At 64.8% G+C, this 23900-nt stretch carries 23 protein-coding genes and 2 tRNA genes; 13 read left to right on the top strand and 12 right to left on the bottom strand.

The annotated features are described in order from the left end of the window. Positions 1 to 22 precede the first annotated feature (22 nt). Positions 23 to 427, top strand: a complete 405-nt coding sequence (locus ASG57_RS32160) for a GFA family protein (RefSeq protein WP_057198887.1) — start codon at positions 23 to 25, stop codon at positions 425 to 427. Positions 428 to 537: 110 nt separating this feature from the next. On the opposite strand, the gene ASG57_RS32165 is transcribed toward ASG57_RS32160, so the two are convergent. After that, positions 538 to 614 (bottom strand) — tRNA-Val (locus ASG57_RS32165). A 127-nt stretch (positions 615 to 741) separates the two neighbouring features. On the opposite strand from ASG57_RS32165, the gene ASG57_RS32170 reads away from it, so the two are divergent. Beyond that, positions 742 to 1602, top strand: coding sequence for a class I SAM-dependent methyltransferase (locus ASG57_RS32170; protein WP_057198888.1), 861 nt, complete (start codon positions 742 to 744; stop codon positions 1600 to 1602). Positions 1603 to 1766: 164 nt separating this feature from the next. On the opposite strand, the gene ASG57_RS32175 is transcribed toward ASG57_RS32170, so the two are convergent. From ASG57_RS32175 to ASG57_RS32200, 6 genes are all read right to left on the bottom strand, one after another. Continuing rightward, a complete protein-coding gene (locus ASG57_RS32175; RefSeq protein WP_057198889.1) occupies positions 1767 to 2729 on the bottom strand; it encodes a cation diffusion facilitator family transporter in 963 nt (320 codons plus the stop codon). Between the two features lie 2 nt (positions 2730 to 2731). Beyond that, on the bottom strand, positions 2732 to 5950 hold the full coding sequence (locus ASG57_RS32180) for an efflux RND transporter permease subunit (RefSeq protein ID WP_057198890.1): 3219 nt from the start codon (positions 5948 to 5950) through the stop codon (positions 2732 to 2734). After that, positions 5943 to 6920, bottom strand: a complete 978-nt coding sequence (ihpB, locus tag ASG57_RS32185) for a divalent metal ion exporter adaptor subunit IhpB (protein ID WP_057198891.1) — start codon at positions 6918 to 6920, stop codon at positions 5943 to 5945. The genes ASG57_RS32180 and ihpB overlap by 8 nt, the downstream gene beginning before the upstream one ends. Continuing rightward, on the bottom strand, positions 6917 to 8191 hold the full coding sequence (gene ihpA / locus ASG57_RS32190) for a divalent metal ion exporter subunit IhpA (RefSeq protein WP_057198892.1): 1275 nt from the start codon (positions 8189 to 8191) through the stop codon (positions 6917 to 6919). The genes ihpB and ihpA overlap by 4 nt, the downstream gene beginning before the upstream one ends. Before the next feature lie 55 nt (positions 8192 to 8246). Next, complete coding sequence (locus tag ASG57_RS32195) at positions 8247 to 8609, bottom strand: hypothetical protein (RefSeq protein ID WP_024341207.1); 363 nt, start codon at positions 8607 to 8609, stop codon at positions 8247 to 8249. A gap of 117 nt (positions 8610 to 8726) precedes the next feature. Further along, complete coding sequence (locus tag ASG57_RS32200) at positions 8727 to 8969, bottom strand: hypothetical protein (protein WP_024341208.1); 243 nt, start codon at positions 8967 to 8969, stop codon at positions 8727 to 8729. 353 nt (positions 8970 to 9322) lie between these two features. Between ASG57_RS32200 and ASG57_RS32205 the strand changes: the two genes are divergently transcribed. Continuing rightward, entirely contained in the window at positions 9323 to 10213 is an 891-nt protein-coding gene (locus tag ASG57_RS32205) for a hypothetical protein (protein WP_024341209.1), read from the top strand. 52 nt (positions 10214 to 10265) lie between these two features. On the opposite strand, the gene pepT is transcribed toward ASG57_RS32205, so the two are convergent. From pepT to ASG57_RS39770, 5 genes are all read right to left on the bottom strand, one after another. After that, on the bottom strand, positions 10266 to 11516 hold the full coding sequence (pepT, locus tag ASG57_RS32210) for a peptidase T (RefSeq protein ID WP_024341210.1): 1251 nt from the start codon (positions 11514 to 11516) through the stop codon (positions 10266 to 10268). A gap of 104 nt (positions 11517 to 11620) precedes the next feature. Next, positions 11621 to 11935 (bottom strand): HU family DNA-binding protein, encoded by a 315-nt coding sequence (locus ASG57_RS32215; protein WP_024341211.1) that lies wholly within the window; start codon positions 11933 to 11935, stop codon positions 11621 to 11623. Between the two features lie 197 nt (positions 11936 to 12132). After that, positions 12133 to 12209: transfer RNA gene (locus tag ASG57_RS32220), tRNA-Asp, on the bottom strand. A 160-nt stretch (positions 12210 to 12369) separates the two neighbouring features. Then, positions 12370 to 12573, bottom strand: coding sequence for a hypothetical protein (locus ASG57_RS32225; protein WP_024341224.1), 204 nt, complete (start codon positions 12571 to 12573; stop codon positions 12370 to 12372). A 92-nt stretch (positions 12574 to 12665) separates the two neighbouring features. After that, positions 12666 to 12797, bottom strand: a complete 132-nt coding sequence (locus tag ASG57_RS39770) for a hypothetical protein (RefSeq protein ID WP_283806213.1) — start codon at positions 12795 to 12797, stop codon at positions 12666 to 12668. Positions 12798 to 12974: 177 nt separating this feature from the next. Between ASG57_RS39770 and ASG57_RS32230 the strand changes: the two genes are divergently transcribed. The 10 genes from ASG57_RS32230 to nuoG all read left to right on the top strand — a co-directional run bounded on the left by ASG57_RS32230 (position 12975) and on the right by nuoG (position 23897). After that, entirely contained in the window at positions 12975 to 15227 is a 2253-nt protein-coding gene (locus tag ASG57_RS32230; protein WP_057198893.1) for a TonB-dependent siderophore receptor, read from the top strand. A 692-nt stretch (positions 15228 to 15919) separates the two neighbouring features. Continuing rightward, entirely contained in the window at positions 15920 to 16285 is a 366-nt protein-coding gene (locus ASG57_RS32235) for an NADH-quinone oxidoreductase subunit A (protein WP_008136158.1), read from the top strand. Next, entirely contained in the window at positions 16276 to 16863 is a 588-nt protein-coding gene (locus tag ASG57_RS32240; RefSeq protein WP_057198894.1) for a NuoB/complex I 20 kDa subunit family protein, read from the top strand. Before ASG57_RS32235 ends, ASG57_RS32240 begins: the two co-directional genes overlap by 10 nt. An 11-nt stretch (positions 16864 to 16874) precedes the next feature. Further along, the gene (locus tag ASG57_RS32245) at positions 16875 to 17486 is read left to right on the top strand and encodes an NADH-quinone oxidoreductase subunit C (protein ID WP_024341227.1); all 612 of its coding nucleotides are present in this window, start codon (positions 16875 to 16877) and stop codon (positions 17484 to 17486) included. A gap of 2 nt (positions 17487 to 17488) precedes the next feature. Beyond that, the gene (locus tag ASG57_RS32250; protein WP_024341228.1) at positions 17489 to 18685 is read left to right on the top strand and encodes an NADH-quinone oxidoreductase subunit D; all 1197 of its coding nucleotides are present in this window, start codon (positions 17489 to 17491) and stop codon (positions 18683 to 18685) included. Continuing rightward, complete coding sequence (locus tag ASG57_RS32255) at positions 18685 to 19647, top strand: FkbM family methyltransferase (RefSeq protein ID WP_057198895.1); 963 nt, start codon at positions 18685 to 18687, stop codon at positions 19645 to 19647. Before ASG57_RS32250 ends, ASG57_RS32255 begins: the two co-directional genes overlap by 1 nt. A gap of 10 nt (positions 19648 to 19657) precedes the next feature. After that, a complete protein-coding gene (gene nuoE, locus ASG57_RS32260) occupies positions 19658 to 20269 on the top strand; it encodes an NADH-quinone oxidoreductase subunit NuoE (protein WP_024341230.1) in 612 nt (203 codons plus the stop codon). Further along, entirely contained in the window at positions 20269 to 20475 is a 207-nt protein-coding gene (locus ASG57_RS36370; RefSeq protein ID WP_024341231.1) for a hypothetical protein, read from the top strand. The genes nuoE and ASG57_RS36370 overlap by 1 nt, the downstream gene beginning before the upstream one ends. A 15-nt stretch (positions 20476 to 20490) precedes the next feature. Further along, positions 20491 to 21816 carry an NADH-quinone oxidoreductase subunit NuoF gene (gene nuoF / locus ASG57_RS32265; protein ID WP_024341232.1) on the top strand — a complete coding sequence of 442 codons (1326 nt, stop codon included), beginning with the start codon at positions 20491 to 20493 and terminating at the stop codon, positions 21814 to 21816. A gap of 5 nt (positions 21817 to 21821) precedes the next feature. Beyond that, the gene (gene nuoG / locus ASG57_RS32270; RefSeq protein WP_057198896.1) at positions 21822 to 23897 is read left to right on the top strand and encodes an NADH-quinone oxidoreductase subunit NuoG; all 2076 of its coding nucleotides are present in this window, start codon (positions 21822 to 21824) and stop codon (positions 23895 to 23897) included. Positions 23898 to 23900: the final 3 nt, after the last annotated feature.

Below are 23900 nucleotides of genomic sequence, written 5' to 3' on the forward strand. Positions count from 1 at the left end.
GTTTGGGGGAAGGGAGGAGGCAATGCACATCGACGGCCAATGCCATTGCGGGAAGATCACGTATGAGGCCGAGATCGATCCGGAGCAGGTCTCGGTGTGCCATTGCACCGATTGCCAGGCGTTGACCGGCTCGCCGTTCCGCGTGACCGCGATCTGTGCCAAGGCCGACGTGAAGCTGACCGCCGGCACGCCCAAGGTCTACGGCAAGCGCGGCGACAACGGCCGGATGCGCTTCCAGCATTTTTGCGGCGAGTGCGGTTCCCCGCTGTTCACCAGCGGCGAGGGCGACCAGGTCGACGATTGGGGCATCCGCTGGGGCAGCATCCGTCAGCGTGACCAGTTGCGGCCGGTGCGGCAGATCTGGTGCCAGTCGGCTGCGGTGTGGATCGACGCCGTGCCGTTGCTGCCGGGCAGGCCGCAGGATTGAGGCGCTTGTGAAAAGCCCACCTTCGCCAAACGGCTGGGGCATGGCAGTCTTCGCCAGCTTTGCACCAATGAGCGTCCCGGCTGGCATGCCCAGCCGTAGCAGGCGAAGGCTGGTGGGCGGTCACGGATTCGAACCGCGGACCCTCTCGGTGTAAACGAGATGCTCTAACCAGCTGAGCTAACCGCCCCAAGCGCCCTCTTTAGCTCTCCGGCGGGGGGAGGAGCAAGGGGCGGCAACGCGCAGATCCGGCTCATTTGACCGCTTTGCTGGCCTCCAACGTGATATCACCGCCGGGAAAGTGATTGAGGAAGCCGATGCAACAGCCCAGCGGACACGAGCAGAACGCCGACCAGATCGCCTATTGGAACGGCCCGAGCGGACAGCGCTGGGCCGATCGCCATACAGCGCAGGAGAGCCTGCTTGGCCCCATTGCCGACGTGCTGATCGAGCGCGCGAGGCCGAAGCCGGGTGAGCGCGTCCTCGATGTCGGTTGCGGCTCCGGCGCGACGACCTTCGCCTTCGCGAAGGCGGTGGCACCCGACGGATTCGCGCTCGGCCTCGATGTGTCCGAACCGATGCTGGCGCAGGCGCGCGCGCTTACGCCAAAGAGCCTGCCGCTCGACTTCGTGCTGGCGGATGCGACGGTGTATCCGTTCGAGTCGGCGAGCTTCGATCTGCTCGCCTCGCGCTTCGGCGTGATGTTCTTCGCCGATCCCATCGCGTCCTTCACCAATCTGCGTCGCGCACTGAAGCCGTCCGGGCGCCTCGCGTTTGCCTGCTGGCGCGAGCCGAAGGAGAACCCGTGGATGATGGCGCCGCTGATGGCGGTCTACAAGCATGTGCCGAAAATGCCGCCGGTTGGTCCCGAAGAGCCGGGCCCGTTCGCCTTCGCATCGGAGGAGCGCGTGATGCGCATCCTTAAAGGCGCGGGCTTCGTGGATGTGGCAATGGAGCCGCGCAATCTTCCGATGGATATCGCGATCGGCGGCGGCCTCGATGCCGCCGTGGACGGCTCGCTGCAGATCGGCCCCGCCAGCCGCGCGCTTCAGGGCCATCCGCCGGAGACCTACGAGGCCGCCAAGGCCTCGATCCGCGAGACGCTCGCGCCGTTCCTGAAGGACCGGTCGGTTGAGTTGCAGGGTGCGATCTGGATCGTGACGGCGAAGGCCGCGTAGGACACGGCGCTCTCTCCGCGTCATTGCGTGGAGCACTTGCGACGAAGCAATCCAGACTGTCTCTGCGGAGGCAGTCTGAATTGCTTCGCGGAGCCTGTCATCGGGCCGGGCTTCGCCCGGACCCGTTGGCTCGCGATGACAGCGTGGAGGCGCCAGCGCGCCCCTCACACCACATCATCCGGCGCCAGCGCGCAGCCATTTTCGGGGTGCGTCTCGACCTGAAGCGTGGTGTGGCCGATGCGATAGGTCGTCTTCAGGATCTGCGCCGTCTCCACCAGGAATGCGTCGCCGCTGCCTGCGGGCATGACGAGATGGCAGGTCAGCGCCGTCTCGGTGGTCGAGATCGGCCAGACGTGGAGATCGTGGATCCCTGAGACGCCGGGACGCGCGAGCAAAAACGCCCTGATCGCGGCGAGGTCGGTGCCCCTGGGTGCGGCTGCCATCGACATGTCGATGGAGCCCCGCAAGAGGCTCGTCGTGCTCCAGAGGATGGTGGCGCAGATGACGAGGCTGGTGACGGGGTCGAGCCACAGCCAGCCGGTCCAGATGATCAGCGCCGCCGAGACCACGACGCCGAGCGAGACCGCGGCGTCCGCGGCCATGTGCAGGTACGCGCCCTCGATGTTGATGTCGTCCTTGCGGCCGCGCGCGAACAGCAGGGCGGTAAAACCGTTGATGAGGATGCCGATGCCCGCGACCACCATCACCGTGATGCCCGCAACCGGCTCGGGGTGTTGCAGGCGCAGGATCGCCTCCCAGCCGATTGCGCCGGTCGCGACCAGCAGGAAGACCGCGTTCGCCAGCGCCGCGAGGATGGTGGAGGCGCGCAGGCCATAGGTGAAGCGGCCGCTCGGCGCGCGCTTCGCCGCGATCGAGGCGCCCCAGGCCACGACCAGGCCAAGCACGTCGGACAGATTATGGCCGGCGTCCGCCAGCAAAGCGGTGGAGTTGCCGATATAGCCGTAAGTCGCCTCGGCCACCACCAGCGCGATGTTGAGCGTAATGCCGATCGCGAACGCCTTGCCGAAGCTCGCGGGCGTATGGACGTGCCCATGAGCTTGGCCATGACCATGCGAATGGCTTGCATGATTATGTTGGTGATGCCCGTGATGGTCGTGATCGGCCACCTCTAGCGCTCCGCGGATGCTGCCAAATCAGGCGCCATTGTAGGCGTTTCGCCTGCGACGTCACGGCGGAACAGCACGTAGAGCGCCGGAAGCACCAGGAGCGTCAGCACAGTCGATGAGATGATGCCGCCGATCACCACGGTCGCGAGCGGCCGCTGCACCTCGGCGCCGGCGCCGGTGGCGAGCGCCATCGGCACGAAGCCGAGGGAGGCCACGAGAGCGGTCATCAGCACCGGCCGCAACCGCGTCAGCGCGCCCTCACGCACGGCATCCACGACGGACCGCCCCTCGCCGCGCAGCCGCTCGATGAAGACGATGATGACGAGGCCGTTGAGCACGGCGACACCCGACAGTGCGATGAAGCCGACCCCGGCGCTGATGGACAAGGGAATGTCGCGCAGCAGGAGTGCGGCGACACCACCCGTCAGTGCCAGCGGTACGCCGGAGAACACCAGCGCCGCATCCGCCGCCGACCCCATGCCCATGAATAACAGCAGGAACACCAGCAACAAGGCCACCGGCACGACGATCGCCAGCCGCTTGGTCGCGGAGACAAGCTGCTCGAACTGTCCGCCCCAGCCGATGAAGTAGCCCGGCGGCAGCTTGACCTTCTCGGCCACGGCCGCCTCGGCCTCGGCGACGAAGGAGCCGAGATCGCGGGCACGGACATTGGCGGTCACGACGATGCGCCGTTTGCCGTTCTCTCGGCTGATCTGGTTGGGCCCCGGCGTCGCATCGACTGTTGCGACCGACGAGAGCGGCACATAGCGCATCTGCGTGAGGGGCGAAGCGGCCAGCGCGGTACGAATGGCCGTGCCGGAGCCGGCGTCCTCACCGGGCGGCAGCGGAATCGGGATGGCCCTTATCGCCTCGAGATTGCCGCGCAGGTGCTCGGGCAGGCGGACCACGATCTCGAAGCGGCGATCGCCCTCGAACAGCTTGCCGGCCGACTTGCCGCCCACCGCGATCTCGACGATGCCCTGCACTTCGGCGACACTGAGGCCGTAGCGGGCGAGCGCCTGACGGTCGAGGCGGACGGTGAGGATCGGCAGGCCCGCGACCTGCTCGATCTTGACGTCGCTGGCGCCGCGGATGCCGCGGATCGCGCCCTCCACCTGTTTTGCGGCGCCTTGCAGGATGTCGAGATCGTCGCCGAATATCTTGACGCCGACGTCGGTGCGCACGCCCGAGATCAGCTCGTTGACGCGGAACTGGATCGGCTGGGAGAGTTCATAGGCACTGCCGGGAATCTCGTCCGCGGCATGGTCGATCGCCTCGATCACCGCCGATTTCGACTTGTGCGGATCGGGCCATTCGGCGCGCGGTTTCAGCATCACGTATCCGTCGGTCTGCGCCGGCGACATCGGGTCCGTCGCGATCTCCGCGGTGCCTATGCGGGTGAAGAATTCCTTCACTTCGGGAATCTGCATGACGCGCTTCTCCAGCGCCTTTTGCAGGTCCAGCGATTGGGTGAGGCTGGTACCGGGAATCCGGATCGAGGCCAGCGCCACGTCGCCTTCGTCCAGGCTCGGAATGAACTCGCCGCCCATGCGCGAAGCGGCGATGCCGCTCGCGAGCACGATGGCCACGGCCATGACGGCGACCGCGGCGCGATTGTCGATGGCAAAGCGGAGCAGGGGCAGATAGGCGCGCTTCGCCGCGCGCATGAACAGGTTCTCGTGCTCGGAGACCTTGCCGGTCACGAAAATCGCAACGGCCGCCGGCACGAAGGTGATGGAGAACAGCACCGCAGCGCCGAGTGCCATCAGCACGGTCAGTGCCATCGGGGTGAACATCTTGCCTTCGACACCGGTCAGCGTCAGCACCGGCAGATAGACCACCGCGATGATCAGCGTTCCGAACAGGCTCGGCTTGATGACCTCGCTCGACCCGCGCAGGATGGCCCGCAACCGTTCGGCGGTCGTGAGCAGCCCCCCTTTCTCGCGCTGAGCTACGGCCAGCATGCGCAGGCAGTTTTCGACGATGATCACCGCGCCGTCGACGATGATGCCGAAGTCGATCGCGCCCAGGCTCATCAGGTTGGCGCTGACCTTGGCCTCGACCATGCCGGTGATGGTCATGGCCATGGACAGGGGAATGACGCAGGCCGTCACCAGCGCGGCGCGGATATTGCCGAGGATCAGGAACAGCACGGCGACCACGAGCGCCGCGCCTTCAAGCAGGTTGTTCCGGACGGTGCGGATTGTGGCCTCGACCAGATCGGTGCGGTCGTAGACGGTCCGCGTCACGACGCCCTCGGGCAGCGATTTGGCGATGTCTTCGAGCCGGGCTGCGACGCGGCCTGCCACGGTGCGACTATTCTCGCCGATCAGCAGCATGGCGGTGCCGAGCACGGTCTCCTCGCCATTGCGCGTCGCGGCGCCCGTGCGCAGATCGCGGCCTTCCCTGACAGTCGCGACGTCCCTGATCCTGACGGGATTGCCGCCGCGCGAGCCGATGACGATGTCCTGGATCTCGGCGATATTGCCGACCTGGCCGGGAGAGCGAACCAGGTATTGCTCCCCGTTGCGCTCGATATAGCCGGCGCCCACATTGGCGTTGTTGGCTGCGAGCGCCGTCATGACGTCGCGAAAGCCGAGCCGGTAGGCCATCAGCTTGCCCGGATCCGGCAGCACGTGGAACTGCCGCTCGAAGCCGCCGATGGTGTTGACCTCGATCACCCCAGGCACGTTGCGAAGCTGCGGCCGGATGATCCAGTCCTGCACGGTGCGCAGATCGGTCAACGAATAATCGTGGCCGGCTTGCGTCTTGGCGCCCGGCTTGGCCTCGACGGTGTACATGAAGATCTCGCCGAGCCCGGTGGAGATCGGCCCGATCGCAACCTCGACGCTCGCCGGCAGCTGGTCCTTCACCTGCTGGATCCGTTCCCCGACGAGCTGACGCGCGAAGTAAATGTCGGTACCGTCCTTGAAGACCACCGTCACCTGGCTGAGGCCGTAGCGCGACAGCGAGCGGGTGTAGTCGAGCTTGGGCAGGCCGCCCATCGCGGTCTCGACCGGGAAGGTGATGCGCTGCTCGGTCTCGAGCGGCGAATAGCCGGGCGCGCGGGTGTTGATCTGGACCTGGACGTTGGTGATGTCAGGCACGGCGTCGATCGGAAGGCGCTGGAAATTCCATGCGCCGAAGGCGAGGGCGCCCAGCGCGAGCAGGAGGACCAGCCAGCGCTGATGCAGCGAGAGGGCGATCAGACGCTCAATCATGCTCGGCCTCGCCCTTGCCCATCTCCGCCTTCACGACGAAGCTGTTCTCCGCAACGTAGTGCTCGCCGGCCGCGAGGCCGGCCTTGATCTCAACGTGTCGCGGATCTGAATCCCCTGTTTCGACGGGGCGTGCCTCGATCTTGTCGCCGTCCTCGCGGACGAACACGATGGTCTTGTTGTCCAGCGTCTGGATCGCGCTGCGGCGCACGGCAACCGCGACGTTGCGTTCGGCGAGGATCAGCCGCGCCGTGACGAACAGGCCGGGCCGCAAGCGTCCGTCAGGATTTTGCAGCACGACGCGCGCCAGCGCCGTCTGGGTCTCGCTGCTGCCGATCGGCGCCATGTAGGAGATCGTGCCCTTGATCTCGCCGCGGCCGTCATCGGGATCGATCAGCACCTCGTCATTGAGGCGGACGCGCCTCAAGTCCTGCCGGTAGATCGACAGATCGACCCAGATGGTGGAGAGGTCCGCGACGACGAAGGCCGGCTTCTGCTCGGAGGCATACTCGCCGAGCGAGATCTGCCGTTCGATGATCGTGCCGGCGATCGGCGCCTTCAGCTCGTAGACGGTGAGGCTCTGGTTGCTCTCGATCGCGGCGAGCAGATCGTCCTTGGCGACCCTGTCGCCGATGCGCTTCAGGATGGATTTGACCACGCCCGGAAAGCGCGGGGTCACCTGCACCACGGCTTCCTGGTTGGCGCGCAGGATGCCATTGAAAGCGAGGGTGTCGGTCAGCGTGGCGCCGGCGGCTTCGGCCAGCGTGACGCCTGCGGCTGCAAGCTTGACGTCGGAGATGCGGATGCGGTCGGCGCCGTGCTCGTCCTGCTCGACACGGTCGTTCGGTTGCTTGTGTTCGGAATGTTCGGCCGGTTCGGTGTGAGCGAGCTTGCCCGGTGCGAGCAGGGAATAGCCGTAAGCGCCGAGTGCGGCCGCAACGATGGCAACGACGATGGTCGAGAACGTCCTCATCGTGCGCTCTCCCGCGCCAGCGTGAATGGATTGCCGACGAGGCCCTCGATGATCGCAACGCCGGCATGGAAATTCTGCAGCGCCTCCTGCTCGCGCAGCCGGGCCTGGGTGACGCTGGCCTGGGCGTCGAGCACCTCGAGCAGGGTGAAGCGGCCCTGGCCGTAGCCTTGCGAGATCGCCTCGGAGGCTTCGACCGCCTTGGGAATGGCGGTCTCGCGCAGCACCGCGAGCTCGCGCAGCGAGCCGTGAAGCGAGTCATAGGCGCGGCCGGCGATCACGATCAGCGTGTTGCGATTGGCCTCGCGCTCGGCCCTGGTCTTGGCGAGGCTTTCCTGTGCCGAAAGGATGTTGCCCTGGTTCTGGTCGAACACGGGGATCGGCACCGAGAGTGTCAGCCGCGCTGCATCGTCGCCCGTTTCGTGGAAGTGGCGCCAGCCGGCCCCGATGCGCACGTCCGGATAGGGCCTGAGGCGCGCCAGCAGCAGCTCGGCATTGCGCTGTGCGTAAACCGCGGTCCAGCGCACCAGCTGCGGGTTGGCGTCGATGGCGGCGATCACCGCCTGGAACGCGGGCGGCCGTCCGGTGGTGTCGAGTCGGCCGGAGACCTCGCCGAACTTGGCGGCGGGATCGCCCATCAGCACCGCAAGCTCGCGCCGGGCGCTGGCCAGACTCGCCTTGAAGCGCTCGCGATCGGCCTTCACGAGGGCGGAGGCGACCTCGGCGCGCCCGGTCTCGGCCGGCGAGGAGGCGCCGGCCTCGACGCGGCGGCGCAGCAGCGGCGTCAGCCGGTCGATTGCGGCAATCTGCTCATCGAGGATCTGGATGCGCCGCTGTGCGCCAAGCACGCTGAGGAAGGCGATCGCGGTCTCCGACAGCACCTCCAGCCGGATCGCCTTGCGCTGTATCGCGGCGACCTCGACGCCAGCTACTCCGGCCGCAATCCGCGCTTCGCGCTTGCCGAACAGCTCGAAAGCCTGGCTGATCTGCAGTGTGGTCTCCGCCGACCGCGTTCCGCGATACCTGCCGGAGCCGAATGAATCGTCCTGTTCATAGGACAGTTCCGGATTGAGCAGGGCACCGGCCTGGATGCGCTGGCCGGTGGCAATGCCGATGTCGCGCTCAGCCGCGGTCAGCCGCGGGCTCGCGGCCAGCGCGCGCGACAGCGCGCTGCGCATCGTCAAAGTCTGGGCGTGAGACGGTGCAAGTGCCGATCCAACGATCAGACACGCCGCCGCGAGCGCCACGCGCGCGGCCATTCCCCTGCGAAACATGAAACCGACCTGTGAAGGATGAACCTAATGGGCGCGGAACGCCCGACCAATCCGTTCAGGCAATCTGCTTGGGAGGGGGAGAGTCGGTATCGGGGATGATGCCGGCCAGCCGGGATGCATGTTGCGGGCGAGTTGCCGACACAAGCAGCGTCGATGTGGTCGGTGGCACCGGCTGTGTTACCGCCAGGGAGAAGCAGCCATGGCAATGATGTCCGCCGATGGCCTTGTGATCGCTGCCGCCCGTGGCGTCATCTAGGACCGCCGCGATCTCCGAACCGCCCCCCGGCGTGGTGACGTCGATGTCGTGTGCGCCATGCAGCGCCCCTGCGAGCAGATAGACAACCGCGATCAGCACGGAGAGCAATCCGCGCCAGGTGCGCGGACGGCAAGTTCCTGAGGGCTGGCGGTTCGCGCGCACGACGTCACTCTGGTTGCGGTCTTGGCACGACGTAGCATAACGGCGGGAACAGTGTCGACCCGCAACATTGTTACGTCCCAGGGACAATTGCCGCAGCGCATATTGGCGCCCTGTCTCTCACTGGCGGGCAATGACGCGCCGCTGTGAGGGCATGGCATCCGTGACTTCGGTGGCGACCGGCTCGGCTACGGCGCCGCCATCGTCTGCCGGCACGGTAATGACGGCGCGACAGCTCGCCTCCATGGCCCGTTCGAGCCATTTGATCGCTTCGTCGATCCATTGATCGTGGTGCTCGGGATCGGCAATGGCCTTCTCCCGGAATGCATTCGCCTGGTGCAGGCACGCCGTTCTGCGATCCACGCGCCTCTCCTGATCTGAGGTTCCACCCCGATCGCATCTTTGATGATCACGGCCCCGCCGTCGTTAACATAGGACAGGTCGAGGCGGACGCAGCACGGAAAGGCCCCAGCCGGTCTGACCGGCTGAGGCCTTCGTGCTCACAATCTCTATCCTCGGGACTCGAGCAGGTAACCCTCATCCCGCCACTTCGTTCCCGCCGATATGTCCAATTTGGAACGTTCCTCTTACCTCGCGATTAGCGACCAGAAGAAACTGAGGAGGATGGACTATGGACGGACTGATTTATCTGATCGGCTTGATCGTCGTCATCATGGCGATCCTGTCATTCTTCGGCCTGCGCTGAGAGCGCCGCGATGACGGTTGAAACTCTCATGCGCGAAGAGATCATGGAAGGCGGCCTGGTGAGTGAGACGCCTCGTGCAATCCAGTGGAGTTCGGTCTTCGCTGGTGCTCTCGCGGCTGGCGCTATGTCCTTCATCCTGATCGGCTTCGGAGTGGCCGTCGGCCTGGGTGTCAGTTCGGCCTCGCCGACATGGCGCGACGCCTCGGCCGCGCTCGCGTTGCTCTCCGGACTGTATCTGATCATTCAGGCGATCGTCAGCTTCGGCTTCGGCGGTTACATCGCTGGCCGGACGACCCGTCCGGCGCCCGCGCTCGCAACGATCGAAGACGATGGCGAGCGGCGAGACGGCCTGCACGGGCTGACCGCCTGGGCCCTGGCGGTGCTGGCTGGCGCCGCTCTGCTCGCTCTTCTCGGGGCCGCCGCGATCGACCGTTCGCCGATGCGCAGCTCAGCGAGCAACGCTTCCGCGGCCGAGCCTTTGTTGAGCTATGAGCTCGACAAGCTGTTCCGCGCCCCGCGTCGCGCCCCAAACCTCGATCTCAGGGACGCGCGGGCGGAAGCGGGACGCATTCTGATGACGTCGTCAAGCCACAGCGGCGTGAGCGCCGATGACCGCACCTACCTTGTGCAACAGGTCGCAGCTGCGACGGGACTGGCGGCCCCGGACGCCGAGCGGCGGGTCGATGCGGTGATCGCAGACTCCAGGACCGCCATCAACCGTGCACGGCGCAATTCGATCATCGTGGCGTTCTCGATCGCAGCCGCGACCCTTATCGGTGCCGCGGTCGCCTGGGCTGCAGCCGTCGCCGGCGGACGGCATCGTGATGGAGACCCGCTGCCGAACTGGATGGCGAGCTCCAATCGCTTCCACCGCAATCCGCGGGCGATGCCGGTGCCGTAAGCTCCAACACAAATGGCCGGGCCCAGCCCGGCCATAAGGTTGCGGGGAAGCTTCAGGCCCGCTCCTCCCAGATCATCGCCAGATGCACGATGGTCTGCACCGCCTTTTCCATGTCCTGCCGGCTGACCCATTCGAGCCGCGAATGAAACGCATGCTCGCCGGCGAAAATGTTGGGGCAGGGCAGGCCCATGAAGGACAGCCGCGAGCCGTCGGTACCGCCGCGGATCGCTGTGCGCATCGGGCGCAGGCCGGCGCGGCGGATGGCTTCGATGGCGTATTCGAGAACGTGCGGGTGACGGTCGATCACCTGCTTCATGTTGCGGTACTGCTCCTTGACCTCGAACTTGTAGGTCGAGCGCGGATAATCCTTCATCACGTCCTTGACGATGGTCTCGAGCAGGACCTCCTTCTCCTTGAGACCTTCCTCGGTGAAGTCGCGCACGATGAAGGAGAGCGTCGCCTGTTCGAGCGCGCCCTCGATGCCGATGGGGTGCAGAAAGCCCTGCTTGCCCGAGGTCGTCTCCGGCGAGCAGCCTTCCTTCGGCAGGCGTTCGATGATGGCCGCCGCGATCTTGATTGCGTGCTCCATCTTGCCTTTGGCGTAGCCGGGATGGGCGCTGACGCCATTGATGGTGATGGTGGCGCCGTCGGCCGAGAAGGTCTCGTCCTCGACGCAGCCCGCACTCTCGCCGTCCATGGTGTAACCGAAATCGGCGCCCAGCTTCTTCAGGTCGACATTGTCGACGCCGCGGCCGATCTCCTCGTCCGGCGTGAACAGGATCTTGATGGTGCCGTGCTTCACGTCGGGATTGTTGATGAAGAAATGCGCGGCATCCATGATCTCGGCGACGCCGGCCTTGTTGTCGGCCCCCAAAAGCGTCGTGCCGTCGGTGGTGATGATGTCGTTGCCGATCTGGTTCTTCAGTGCGGGGTGCTCGGCGAAGCGGATCACCTGGCTGCTGTCCCCCGGCAGCGTGATGTCGCCGCCGCGATAATTCTTCACGACCTGCGGCTTGACGTCCTTGCCGGTGACATCCGGCGAAGTGTCCATGTGCGAGCAGAAGCAGATCACCGGCACCTTCTTGTCGGTGTTCGCCGGGATCGTTGCGTAGACATAGCCGTATTCGTCGAGATGCGCGTCCTCAACGCCCATGGCCTTCAGCTCGGCAGCGAGCACGCGGCCGAGATCCTTCTGTTTCTCGGTGGATGGCGAGGTGGGGGATTCCGGATCGGACTGGGTATCGATGGTGACGTAGCGCAGGAAGCGCTCGGTCACGGTGTGCGTAAAGGAGAGGGAGGACATTTCTGGTCAACCGCCGGGTCTTTGGGGAAGCTGGCGGTATATCAGAAAAGCGAGCCGGATGCGGCCGGACGGAGGTTTGATCAGCCTTAACGAAGTGTAAGCGGTCAGATCGCCTCTTTCAGCTCCTTGACCGGACGAAAGGCGACCTTCCTGGTTGCCTTGATGTGGATCGCTTCGCCGGTGGCAGGATTGCGGCCGGTGCGGGCGGCGCGCTTGCGGACCTGGAAGATGCCGAGGCCGACGATGCGGACCCGGTCGCCCTTCTTGAGGTGCTTCACGATCAGCTCGACCATGTCCGTCAGCACGGCCTCGGCGTGCTTTTTCGACAGGTCCCGGCGCTCCGCGATGTCAGCGGCGAGCTGCTTGAGCGTGACGGTGGCAGGCGCGGCTGTCTTCTTTGCCGAATCCTTCTTGGCCATGACTGCCTCCTCAATCCAATGGCAGGGAAGCCCCGGAAAAGCCGGAACGCGTGGGGAGACCCATTAAGTCCTGGAAGGGGTAGACGATTCCAGCGCGAGCTGACTATGCCGAGAGTTCCCGCTTGGCACCGCAATGACGCGCGAAGATGCATGCGCGCCGAAGAAATCAGGCTAAGACTATGATGGGATTGCCAAAATGGCGCGAGAGACGGGGCTCGAACCCGCGACCTCCGGCGTGACAGGCCGGCGCTCTAACCAACTGAGCTACTCCCGCGTGGTTCGCTGGACGCGCGCGGAACGAGGGGGGACTTAAAGGGGGGACATGGTGAAGTCAAGGACGTTGCGCTTCGCCAGCCCGTCCCGGCCAACACTTGCTCTGGAAAACGAAAAGGCCGCCCGGGAGGCGGCCAATGGTCAGCCCGGAACAGGGTGCTTCAGCGAATTTCCGAGGTCGCCGCGCTGGTCACCACCACCGGCTTTCCGGCCTTGATTACCTGGGTGGACTGGGCCGTCTGGCTGTAGTCGGCATGGGTGCGGGCTGCGATACCGAAGCCGGCCACGAGGGTACCCGCCACCAGCGCCACCACCACGATCTTCAGGTGGGTCGCACGATCAGCAGAGTGAATTGAGTGGTTCATCTGAGCCTCCCGACGGGCTTCGCCGCCGTCTATGGCTCCTCTTCTACGGACGATCTGTTTCCGGATGGTTTCGCCGGTTCCGCAAAATGGTTTCATCTCCTGCTTGGCGGATGTCGTGCGACCGAAACCCGCTGCTTCAGGCGCTGGTCCGATATCAGCCGCATCTTGCGGACGGTTCGGGCGAACAGCGTGACGCGGCGGCCCAGGCGGAGACGAATGCGCATGCTGATCTCGCAGCCTCGCGCGGATGCATTGGATCGGTTCTAAGAGTATTTCTAAGAAGCTTTCAATTAGGGAATTCGCGCGCGCTCACATAAGCGTCATCGCAAGCGCATGCCGTTTCGGGACAGACGGCATGACGATAGATGCAGCTTTGGGGTGGCGCGTTGAACAGTCTTGGAATGCTGCGGTCGGCCGTGCTGGCGACCGCATCCGCTTGGGTCTTGATGCCGGAGGCATCGCTCGCACAATCATCGGCGCAGAGTGGCGCGCAGAACCTGCCGTCGGTGACCGTCACTGCTCCTGAAGGGCGGAGGCGTGCTGCTGCGACTCCGCAGCGCCGCGCGACGCGGTCGTCCGTGCAGACCGCCGAGCGAAACAGACCGCGGCAGCAGCGCGATGTCGGCTTCGTCGAGACGCCGCGGGGCCCGGTGAACGGCTATGTCGCAGGTCGCAGTTCGTCCGGCACCAAGACCAACACACCGATCATGCAGACGCCGCAATCGGTCTCGGTGATCGGTGCCGAGCAGATCCGCGACCAGAAGCCCACCAAGCTCGACGAAGTGCTGCGCTACACAGCCGGCGTGCGCGCCGGAACTTTCGGTGCGGACACGCGCAACGATTGGTGGCTGATCCGCGGCTTCAAGTCCGACGATATCGGGCTGTTCCTCGACGGCATGCAGCTGTTCTATACTTCCTATGCGAGCTGGCGGTTGCCGCCGTCCAACATGGAACGCGTCGAGGTGCTGCGCGGTCCGTCCGCCGTACTCTATGGCGGGTCGAGCCCGAGCGGCATCGTCAACGTCATCAGCAAGATGCCGCCCGCCGAGCCGATCCGCTACATCGAGACCGGCGTCAACAATTTCGGCAACGCCTATATCGGCTTCGACTTCGGCGGGCCGATCGCAACGAAGCCGCAGGATGGAAAGCTGTTCTACCGCGTCGTCGGCGAGGTCAGGAACGGCGGCACGCAAGTCGACTTCACGCCTGACAACAACTACTTCATCGCGCCGTCGTTTACCTGGAAGCCGGATGCCGACACGAGTTTCACGGTGCTGGCGTCGGCCTCAAGGACGGACACGCGGGGCATCAACTTCCTGCCCTATCAGGGAACAGTGACCAACGCGCCGTTCGGCAAGATTCCGACCAGCTTCTTCGTCGGCGATCCCGCCGTCGACAAGTTCACGCGCGAACAGGAGATGCTCGGCTACCAGTTCGAGCGCAATCTCACCGACGACCTCACGTTCCGACAGAATGCGCGGTTTGCGCACATCGACTTGACGTACCGCGGCTACATCGGAAACGGCTGGGACAACGTCAATACGGCGACGATGGGCCGATACAATTGGTATGCGAAGAACACCGCGAACCAGGCCAATCTCGACAACCAGCTGGAGTATCGCTTCAACACGGGGCCGGTGCGGCACACGATGCTGTTCGGGGTCGATCTCAAAGGTTATCAGATCGACGATTACCAGAGCTTCAATTTCGGAACCGTCCCTTCGATCAATGTCTTCAATCCGGTTTACGGCATCAATGTCCCGCTCACGGGCGCTCCGTTCCGGAACTTCCTGATCACGCAGAAACAGGCGGGCACCTACCTCCAGGACCAGATGAAGCTCGGCAATTTCACGCTGGTGCTGAGCGGGCGCAATGACTGGGTCGAGACCACGCAGGAAGCCCGGGACACGGGGGCAGCGCTGGCCAATAACAATGATAGCCGGTTCAGCGGCCGGGCAGGCTTGATCTACAATTTCGACAACGGCATCGCGCCCTATGTCTCCTATGCAACCAGCTACAATCCAATCATCGGCCTCAACGCCCAAAACCAGCTGTTCCGGCCGGAGACCGGCCAGCAGGCCGAGATTGGTGTCAAGGTCGCTCCCAGGGGATTTGACGGCTACTTCACAGCTTCGGTGTTCGACTTGAAGCGCCAGAACGTGCCGACCACCGACCCGGTGATCACCACCCTGCAGAACCAGACCGGCGAAGTGACCTCGCGCGGCGTCGAACTTGAAGCCGTGGCCAATGCGACGAGGGAGCTAAAGTTTATTGGCGCCTTCACGGCCTATCATCTCTTCACCAGCAAGGATCTCAATCCGGCGCTGGTCGGCAAGACGCCGACCAACACGCCTCAGCTCCTTGTCTCAGGCTGGGCCGACTACACCTTCAAGGACGGACCGCTCGCAGGGTTCGGCTTCGGCGGTGGCGTCCGCTACGTCGGCTCGTCCTGGGCCGACACCGCGAACACGCTCGAGGTTCCTGCTGTCGTGCTCGGCGATCTCGCGCTTCATTACGAATGGCAGAACTGGCGCACGGCGCTGAATGTGATCAACCTGACCGACAAGGTCTATGTCGCGAGCTGCGCGTCGGCTTCGTCCTGTTTCTACGGCGACCGCCGGCGCGTCACCGCCAGCGTTTCCTACAAGTGGTGAGGGCAGGCAAGGGTGCGGCGGCAAGACTCTGAGAGCTCGACCAACTGATCGGGCACCTTGGTTCCCGTCTCTGGCCGGCACCGCCGGACTTCCGTCGGGAGATCGATGAGCTCATGGGCAATGCCCCCCGGCCCGAAGCTCATCCGAGCGCGGCGCGAGCGACTGACCAAGTCGCCGCCGCGCTCGCGGCCCGGCCGGGGGCGCCTGTCGGCGCATTCGCCGGACGAGCCCGGCCCGTCGCACGGCTCTGCTGGTCGCTCACAGCTGTGGATAGCTGTTTCTCTTGCGGCGATATCATTGGCCGCTTTGGTCCGCGCTGGTCCACAAGTCCCGGCAGATGTGTCGCCAAGGCAGCATCGGACCTCGCGGCGGTCACTGCCGGCTGAAGGCGCTGCCGCATCAAAGAACCCCCGGCGTTTGGCCGGCCAGCGCGTGGCCGGTAGCCGCCGCGGCCCGGTGTGCCGCAATCGCAGAACTGCTGGCCTGCCAAACCGTGACTGCCCTTGCTGGGCTCAGCGATCTGCTTCATACCAGCCGCGGGGTGATTCCGGGATTTTCGCCGTGCCGGGGGCGGCAAAGGGCCTAAAAAGAGCGTGTCTTGCACCCATTGGTGCACTGCGCTAAGGCTCAGAATAATTCCAAATCGGACGAATCCGTGGCTGTCCCGAGGCTGCGGGAAAAAGGGCTCGTCAATGAGCGGCATTCTTCAGAACTATCTTCCACTCGTCGTCTTTATAGGAGTAGCGGGCCTGATTGGTCTGGTGCTGCTGATCGCGCCCTTCATCGTTGCGTTCCAGCAGCCGGACCCGGAAAAACTGTCGGCGTATGAGTGCGGTTTCAACGCCTTCGACGATGCCCGTATGAAGTTCGACGTCCGTTTTTATCTGGTCGCCATCCTCTTCATCATCTTCGATCTCGAAGTGGCGTTCCTGTTCCCGTGGGCGGTGGCCTTCGGCAAGCTCGGCGCGACCGGCTTCTGGTCCATGGTCGTGTTCCTCGCCGTGCTGACGGTCGGGTTCGCCTATGAATGGAAGAAGGGAGCACTCGAATGGGATTGAACCCCGTCGCATCCACAGGTCCGGTCGTCGCGCCGGCCCCAAAGGGCATCCTGGACCCGTCGACCGGCAAGCCGGTCGGGGCCAATGACCCGTTCTTCCTCGAGGTCAATTCCGAGCTGTCCGACAAGGGCTTCTTCGTGGCAGCGACCGACGACCTCATCACCTGGGCGCGCACCGGCTCCTTGATGTGGATGACCTTCGGTCTCGCCTGCTGCGCCGTCGAGATGATGCAGGTGTCCATGCCGCGTTACGACGTCGAGCGCTTCGGCTTTGCCCCGCGCGCCTCGCCGCGCCAGTCCGACGTGATGATCGTCGCGGGAACCCTGACCAACAAGATGGCGCCGGCGCTGCGCAAGGTCTATGACCAGATGCCCGAGCCGCGCTACGTGATCTCGATGGGCTCCTGCGCCAACGGCGGCGGCTACTATCACTATTCCTACTCGGTCGTGCGCGGCTGCGACCGCATCGTGCCGATCGACATCTACGTGCCGGGCTGTCCCCCCACGGCGGAAGCGCTGCTCTACGGCGTGCTGCTGCTGCAGAAGAAGATCCGCCGCACCGGCACCATCGAACGCTAAGGTCTTACGTCATGGACGACGCCAAGCTCGACGCCCTGGGGCAGACGATCGTTAGCGCGCTTCCGGGCGCCGCCACCGGTCACTCGGTGGCCTTTAACCAGCTGACCGTGGATATCGAGACCAGCAAGATCGTCGAGGTGGTCAAATACCTTCGCGATGATCCGAACTGCCGTTTCGTCAACATCACCGACATCACGGCGGTGGATTACCCCGATCGCGAGAAGCGTTTCGACGTGATCTACCACTTCCTGTCGCCGACCCTGAATGCGCGGATCCGGCTCAAGGCGCAAGCCGACGAGACCACGCAGGTGCCCTCGCTGATCGACGTGTTCCCCGGCGCGGATTGGTTCGAGCGTGAGGCCTACGACCTCTACGGCGTATTCTTCGTCGGTCATCCCGATATGCGCCGCATCCTCACCGATTACGGTTTCGAGGGGCATCCGCTGCGCAAGGACTTCCCGCTCACCGGCTTCGTCGAGGTTCGCTACGACGACCAGGAGAAGCGCGTGGTGTACGAGCCCGTCCGCCTCAATCAGGAATTCCGCAAGTTCGATTTCCTCTCGCCGTGGGAAGGAGCGGACTACCCGCTGCCCGGGGATGAAAAAGCGGGGCCGAAGAGCTGATCATGAACGAGCAACCGCAGAACCTGCGCAACTTCACCATCAACTTCGGCCCGCAGCATCCGGCGGCACACGGTGTGCTGCGGCTCGTGCTGGAGCTCGACGGTGAGGTGGTCGAGCGCGTCGACCCGCATATCGGCCTGCTTCACCGCGGCACCGAGAAGCTGATCGAGCAGAAGACCTATCTTCAGGCGATCCCGTACTTCGACCGGCTCGACTACGTCGCGCCGATGAACCAGGAGCATGCCTTCTGCCTCGCGGCCGAGAGGCTGCTCGGCATCGAGGTACCGCGCCGTGGCCAGCTGATCCGCATGCTGTATTGCGAGATCGGCCGCATCCTCTCGCACCTGCTCAACGTCACCACGCAGGCGATGGACGTCGGCGCGCTGACCCCGCCGCTGTGGGGCTTCGAAGAGCGCGAGAAGCTGATGGTATTCTACGAGCGCGCCTCGGGCAGCCGCATGCACGCAGCTTTCTTCCGCGTCGGCGGCGTGCATCAGGACCTGCCGCAGAAGCTGGTCGACGACATCGAGGCTTGGTGCGATCCCTTCCTCAAGGTGGTCGACGATCTCGACCGGCTGCTCACCGCCAACCGCATCTTCAAGCAGCGCAACGTCGATATCGGTGTGGTCTCGCTCAAGGAAGCCTGGGAGTGGGGCTTCTCGGGCGTCATGGTGCGCGGCTCGGGCGCGGCCTGGGACCTGCGCAAGTCGCAGCCCTACGAATGCTATGCCGAGATGGATTTCGACATTCCGATCGGCAAGAACGGCGACTGCTACGACCGCTATCTGATCCGCATGGAAGAGATGCGCCAGTCCGTGCGCATCATGAAGCAGTGCATCCAGAAGCTGAATGAGCCCGACGGGAAAGGCCCGGTCGTCGTCGCCGACAACAAGGTCGCGCCGCCGCGTCGTGGCGAGATGAAGCGCTCGATGGAAGCGCTGATCCATCATTTCAAGCTCTACACCGAAGGCGTCCACGTGCCGGCCGGCGAAGTCTATGCCGCGGTCGAGGCGCCCAAGGGCGAGTTCGGCGTCTATCTCGTCGCCGACGGCACCAACAAGCCCTACAAGTGCAAGATCCGCGCGCCGGGCTTTGCGCATCTCCAGGCCATGCATCACATCTGCCGCGGCCATCTGCTCGCCGACGTCTCGGCGATCCTCGGCTCGCTCGACATCGTGTTCGGAGAGGTCGATCGGTGATGGCGCAGGCGCCAATCCAGTTTGACCGCGCCTCGGGGGCCCTGGAAGGGGCCAACCTGTGGGAGCGGACGGCTGCCTTGGCGCTGGTGACGGGATCGAAGATCTCCTCTCACTTCTCGCACATGGGCTACATCGCTTGTGCGAATTTGCTGCGCAGGACGCTGCCCGAGCGCAACATCGCGATCAGGCTCAATCCCGACGCGGTGTTTGAATTTCCCTACGGTGACGGATATTGGAGCAAGCTGCTCAACCGCTCCTATCACTACGAGGACGAACTAGAGCTGCTGTTCGCCGACTCCGTCGACGTCGATTACACGCTGCTCGATTGCGGTGCCAATTACGGCTACTGGTCGGTGCTGGTATCGAGCAAGCCGTTCGGCGCGCACAAGGCGATCGCGATCGAACCGTCGGGGCAGAATTATCCGAAGCTCGCCAACAATGCGCGGGTCAATAATGACCGCTTCGAGACGATGAAGTGCGCCATCGGCTCGGCCCGCGGCACCGCGCGCCTGTCGGGCACCAAGCACGAGGCCTTCAGCATCGCTGGCGATCCGTCCGCTGGCGGCGAGGAGGTGCCGGTCATCGCGCTCGACGACCTCATCGATGACGGGAAGATTGCGACCAGTGGCAAGTACCTGATCAAGCTCGACGTCGAGGGCGTCGAGATCGAGGCGATCAAGGGCGGCGTCCGGCTGCTGCAGGCCGACAGCGTCATCATGTGCGAGGAGCACGGCAGCGACCGCTCACATGCGGTGTCGCGCTACATCCTGGAACAGACCCCGCTGAAGCTGATCGTGTTCGATCCGCGCAGCAGGCGGATGGAAACCGTGACCGAGCTGTCGATCCTCGACCGCATCAAGGTCTCGACCCACGTCGGCTACAACGTTTTCGGCACCGCAAGCGCGTTCTGGCAGGACAGGATCGATGCCCTGAACGCGAAAACCGCGCGCCGCATGCAGTGAGAGATTAGAGATGTCCGTTCGCCGATTAGCACCGAAGGAAGTCCAGCCCGCGAGCTTCGCGTTCACGGAGGAGAACCTTGCATTCGCCAAGCAGCAGATCGCGAAATATCCGGCCGGCCGCCAGGCTTCCGCCGTCATCGCGATCCTCTGGCGGGCGCAGGAGCAGAACGAGGGCTGGGTGTCGGAAGCCGCCATCCGCGTCATCGCCGACATGCTCGACATGCCCTATATCCGCGTGCTGGAAGTTGCGACCTTCTACACGATGTTCCAGCTTGCTCCCGTCGGCAAGAAGGCCCATGTCCAGGTCTGCGGCACCACGCCGTGCCGCCTGCGCGGCGCCGAGGATCTGATCCACGTCTGCGAGAACCGTATCCATCACGAGCCCTTCCATCTGTCCAAGGACGGCAATTTCAGCTGGGAAGAGGTGGAGTGCCTGGGTGCCTGCGTGAACGCGCCGATGGTGCTGATCGGCAAGGATACCTACGAGGATCTGACCAAGGAAAGCTTCGGCAAGGTGCTCGACGGTTTTGCTTCGGGCAATCCGCCGAAGCCCGGTCCGCAGAATGGCCGCCAGTTCTCGGCACCGATCACCGGACCGACCACGCTGAAGGAGACCACCTGATGCGTGCTCTCTCGTCGCCTTCAATGCAGGGGAGCGGTGCCATGAAGAAGTGGGGATTTGTCGCGATGCACGCCGTCGTGGCGGCCACGTTCATGTTCCTGCTGCAGCGCTTCTTCATGAACGCATCGCAGGAGACCAGTCTGCTCTGGGCGCTGTTCTTCGCCGTCTGCGCCGCCGGACTTGCCTACAAGCAGTCCATTCGTTGATCGGAAAGCACTGATATGCTCGAGGACAAGGACCGCATCTTCAAGAACCTCTACGGCCTCCACGATTGGGGGCTCGAGGGCGCGCGGCGCCGCGGCGCCTGGGACGGCACCAAGAACATCATCGACAAGGGCCGCGACTGGATCATCAACGAGATGAAGGCCTCAGGGCTCCGCGGCCGCGGCGGCGCCGGCTTCCCGACTGGTCTGAAATGGTCCTTCATGCCGAAGGAGTCCACCGACGGTCGTCCCAGCTATCTCGTCGTCAACGCCGACGAGTCCGAGCCCGGCACCTGCAAGGACCGCGAGATCTTGCGGCACGATCCGCATCTGCTGGTCGAGGGCTGCCTGATCGCCAGCTTCGCGATGAATGCGCATGCCTGCTACATCTATGTTCGCGGCGAGTTCATCCGCGAGCGCGAGCGCCTTCAGGCCGCGATTGACCAGGCCTATGAGGCCAAGCTGATCGGCAAGGACAACGTCAACGGCTGGCCGTTCGACCTCTACGTCGCCCACGGCGCCGGCGCCTATATCTGCGGCGAGGAGACCGCACTGCTCGAAAGCCTCGAAGGCAAGAAGGGCCAGCCGCGCCTCAAGCCGCCGTTCCCGGCCAATGTCGGCCTGTTCGGCTGCCCGACCACGGTCAACAACGTCGAGTCGATTGCGGTTGCCCCTGACATCCTGCGTCGTGGCGCGGCTTGGTTCGCCGGCATCGGCCGTCCGAACAATGTCGGCACCAAGCTGTTCTGCATCTCCGGCCATGTCGAGCGTCCGTGCAACGTCGAAGAAGCCATGGGCATTCCGTTCCGCGAGCTGGTCGAGAAGCATTGCGGCGGCATCCGCGGCGGCTGGGACAACCTCAAGGCGGTGATCCCCGGCGGCTCGTCGGTGCGCATGGTGCCGGCCGAGCAGATCATCGACACGCCGATGGATTTCGACTCCTTGAGCAAGCTGCGCTCGGGCCTCGGCACCGCGGCCGTGATCGTGATGGACAAGTCCACCGACCTGATCCGCGCCATCGCCCGCATCTCCTATTTCTACAAGCACGAGAGCTGCGGCCAGTGCACGCCTTGCCGCGAAGGCACCGGCTGGATGTGGCGCGTCCTCACCCGCATGGCCGAAGGCCGCGCCCACAAGCGCGAGATCGACATGCTGCTCGAGGTGACCAAGCAGATCGAAGGCCACACGATCTGTGCGCTGGGCGATGCGGCGGCCTGGCCGATCCAGGGCCTGATCACGCATTTCCGCCACGAGATCGAAGCGCGCATCGACCAGTATTCGCACAGGGCCGATGTCGACGATATCGGCGTCCGCGATCCCGTGAACATGGTCGCGGCGGAGTAAGAGACATGACCAAGCTCATCATCGACGGCAAAGAAATCGATGTCCCTGCCGAATACACGTTGCTCCAGGCGTGCGAGGCGGCCGGCGCCGAGATTCCGCGCTTCTGCTATCACGAGCGGCTGTCGATCGCCGGTAATTGCCGGATGTGCCTCGTCGAGGTGAAGGGCGGCCCGAAGCCGGTCGCGAGCTGCGCCTGGGGCGTGCGCGACTGCCGTCCGGGGCCAAAGGGCGAGCCGCCGGAGATCTCCACGCGTTCGCCGATGGTGAAGAAGGCACGCGAAGGCGTGATGGAATTCCTTCTCATCAACCATCCGCTGGACTGTCCGATCTGCGACCAGGGCGGCGAGTGCGACCTGCAGGACCAGGCGATGGGCTATGGTGTCGACACCAGCCGCTTCGCGGAGAACAAGCGCGCGGTCGAGGACAAATATCTCGGCGCGCTGGTCAAGACCTCCATGAACCGCTGCATCCAGTGCACGCGCTGCGTCCGCTTCTCGGCGGAAGTCGCCGGCGCCCCCGAGATGGGTGCGATCGGCCGCGGCGAGGACATGGAGATCACCACCTATCTCGAGCACGCGCTGTCCTCGGAGTTGCAGGGCAACCTCGTCGACATCTGCCCGGTCGGCGCGCTGACCTCGAAGCCTTATGCATTTGCGGCGCGCCCGTGGGAGCTCGGCAAGACCCAGTCGATCGACGTCATGGACGGCCTGGGATCAGCGATCCGCGTCGACACCCGTGGCCGCGAGGTGATGCGCATCCTGCCGCGTATCAACGAGGCCGTGAACGAGGAGTGGATCTCCGACAAGACCCGTCACGTCGTCGACGGCCTGCGCACCCAGCGCCTCGACAGGCCCTATATCCGCGAGGCCGGCAAGCTGCGCGCGGCGACCTGGCCCGAAGCTTTCGCCGCAATCGCCGCCAAGGCGGCGCGCACCGACGGCAAGCGCATCGGTGCCATCGCCGGCGACCTCGCCGGCGTCGAGGAGATGTTCGCGCTGAAGGATCTGCTCGCCAAATACGGCTCGGGCAATTTGGCGGTGCAGGGCGGCGATGCCTTCGATCCCGCGCTCGGCCGCGGCTCCTACATCTTCAATCCGACACTAGCAGGCGTCGAGCAGGCCGATGCGCTGCTCATCATCGGCGCCAATCCGCGGAAAGAGGCGGCGGTGTTCAACGCCCGCATCCGCAAGCGTTGGCGCACCGGCGGCTTCAAGGTCGGCGTGATCGGCGCCAGGCCCAACCTGACCTACGATTACGATCACCTGGGCGCGGGCACCGATACGCTGGGTGAGCTCGCGGCCGGCAAGCACTCTTTCATGGACGTGCTGAAGAACGCCAAGAATCCGATCATCATGGTCGGCGCGGGCGCGGCTGCCCGCCACGATGGCGCCGCCATTCTCGCCGCCGCTGCCAAGCTCGCGCTCGACGTCGGCGCGGTCAAGGACGGCTGGAACGGCTTTGGCGTGCTGCATGAGACCGCCTCACGCGTCGGCGCGCTCGACATCGGCTTTGCTGCGACCGGCGGCGGGTTGAACGCCGCGCAGATGACGACGTTCGGCACGCTGGATCTCTTGTTCCTGCTCGGGGCCGATGAGATCAAGGCGCCGGACGGCACCTTCGTCGTCTATATCGGCACCCACGGCGATCGCGGCGCGCATCGCGCCGACGTGATCCTGCCGGCCGCGGCCTACACCGAGAAGTCCGCTATCTACGTCAATACGGAGGGCCGCGTGCAGATGACCGGCCGCGCCGCGTTCCCGCCGGGCGAAGCCCGCGAGGACTGGGCGATCATCCGCGCGCTGTCCGAGGCGCTCGGCAGGAAGCTCGGCTACGACTCGCTCGCTCAGCTGCGCCAGGCGCTCTTCAAGGCGGTGCCGCATCTGATCCGTCTCGACCAGATCGAGGCCGGCTCCGCCGACCAGATCAAGAAGCTGGCGGGGAAGGGCGGCACGCCGGAGAAGGCGCCGTTCAAGCCCCTGATCGAGGACTTCTACCTGACCAATCCAGTCGCGCGTGCATCCGCCGTCATGGCGGAGTGCTCGCGCCTCGCCTCCGGGCACATGCTGACCGCAGCGGAGTGAGCG

This window comes from Bradyrhizobium sp. Leaf396 (assembly GCF_001424605.1).
Lineage (GTDB): Bacteria > Pseudomonadota > Alphaproteobacteria > Rhizobiales > Xanthobacteraceae > Bradyrhizobium > Bradyrhizobium japonicum_C.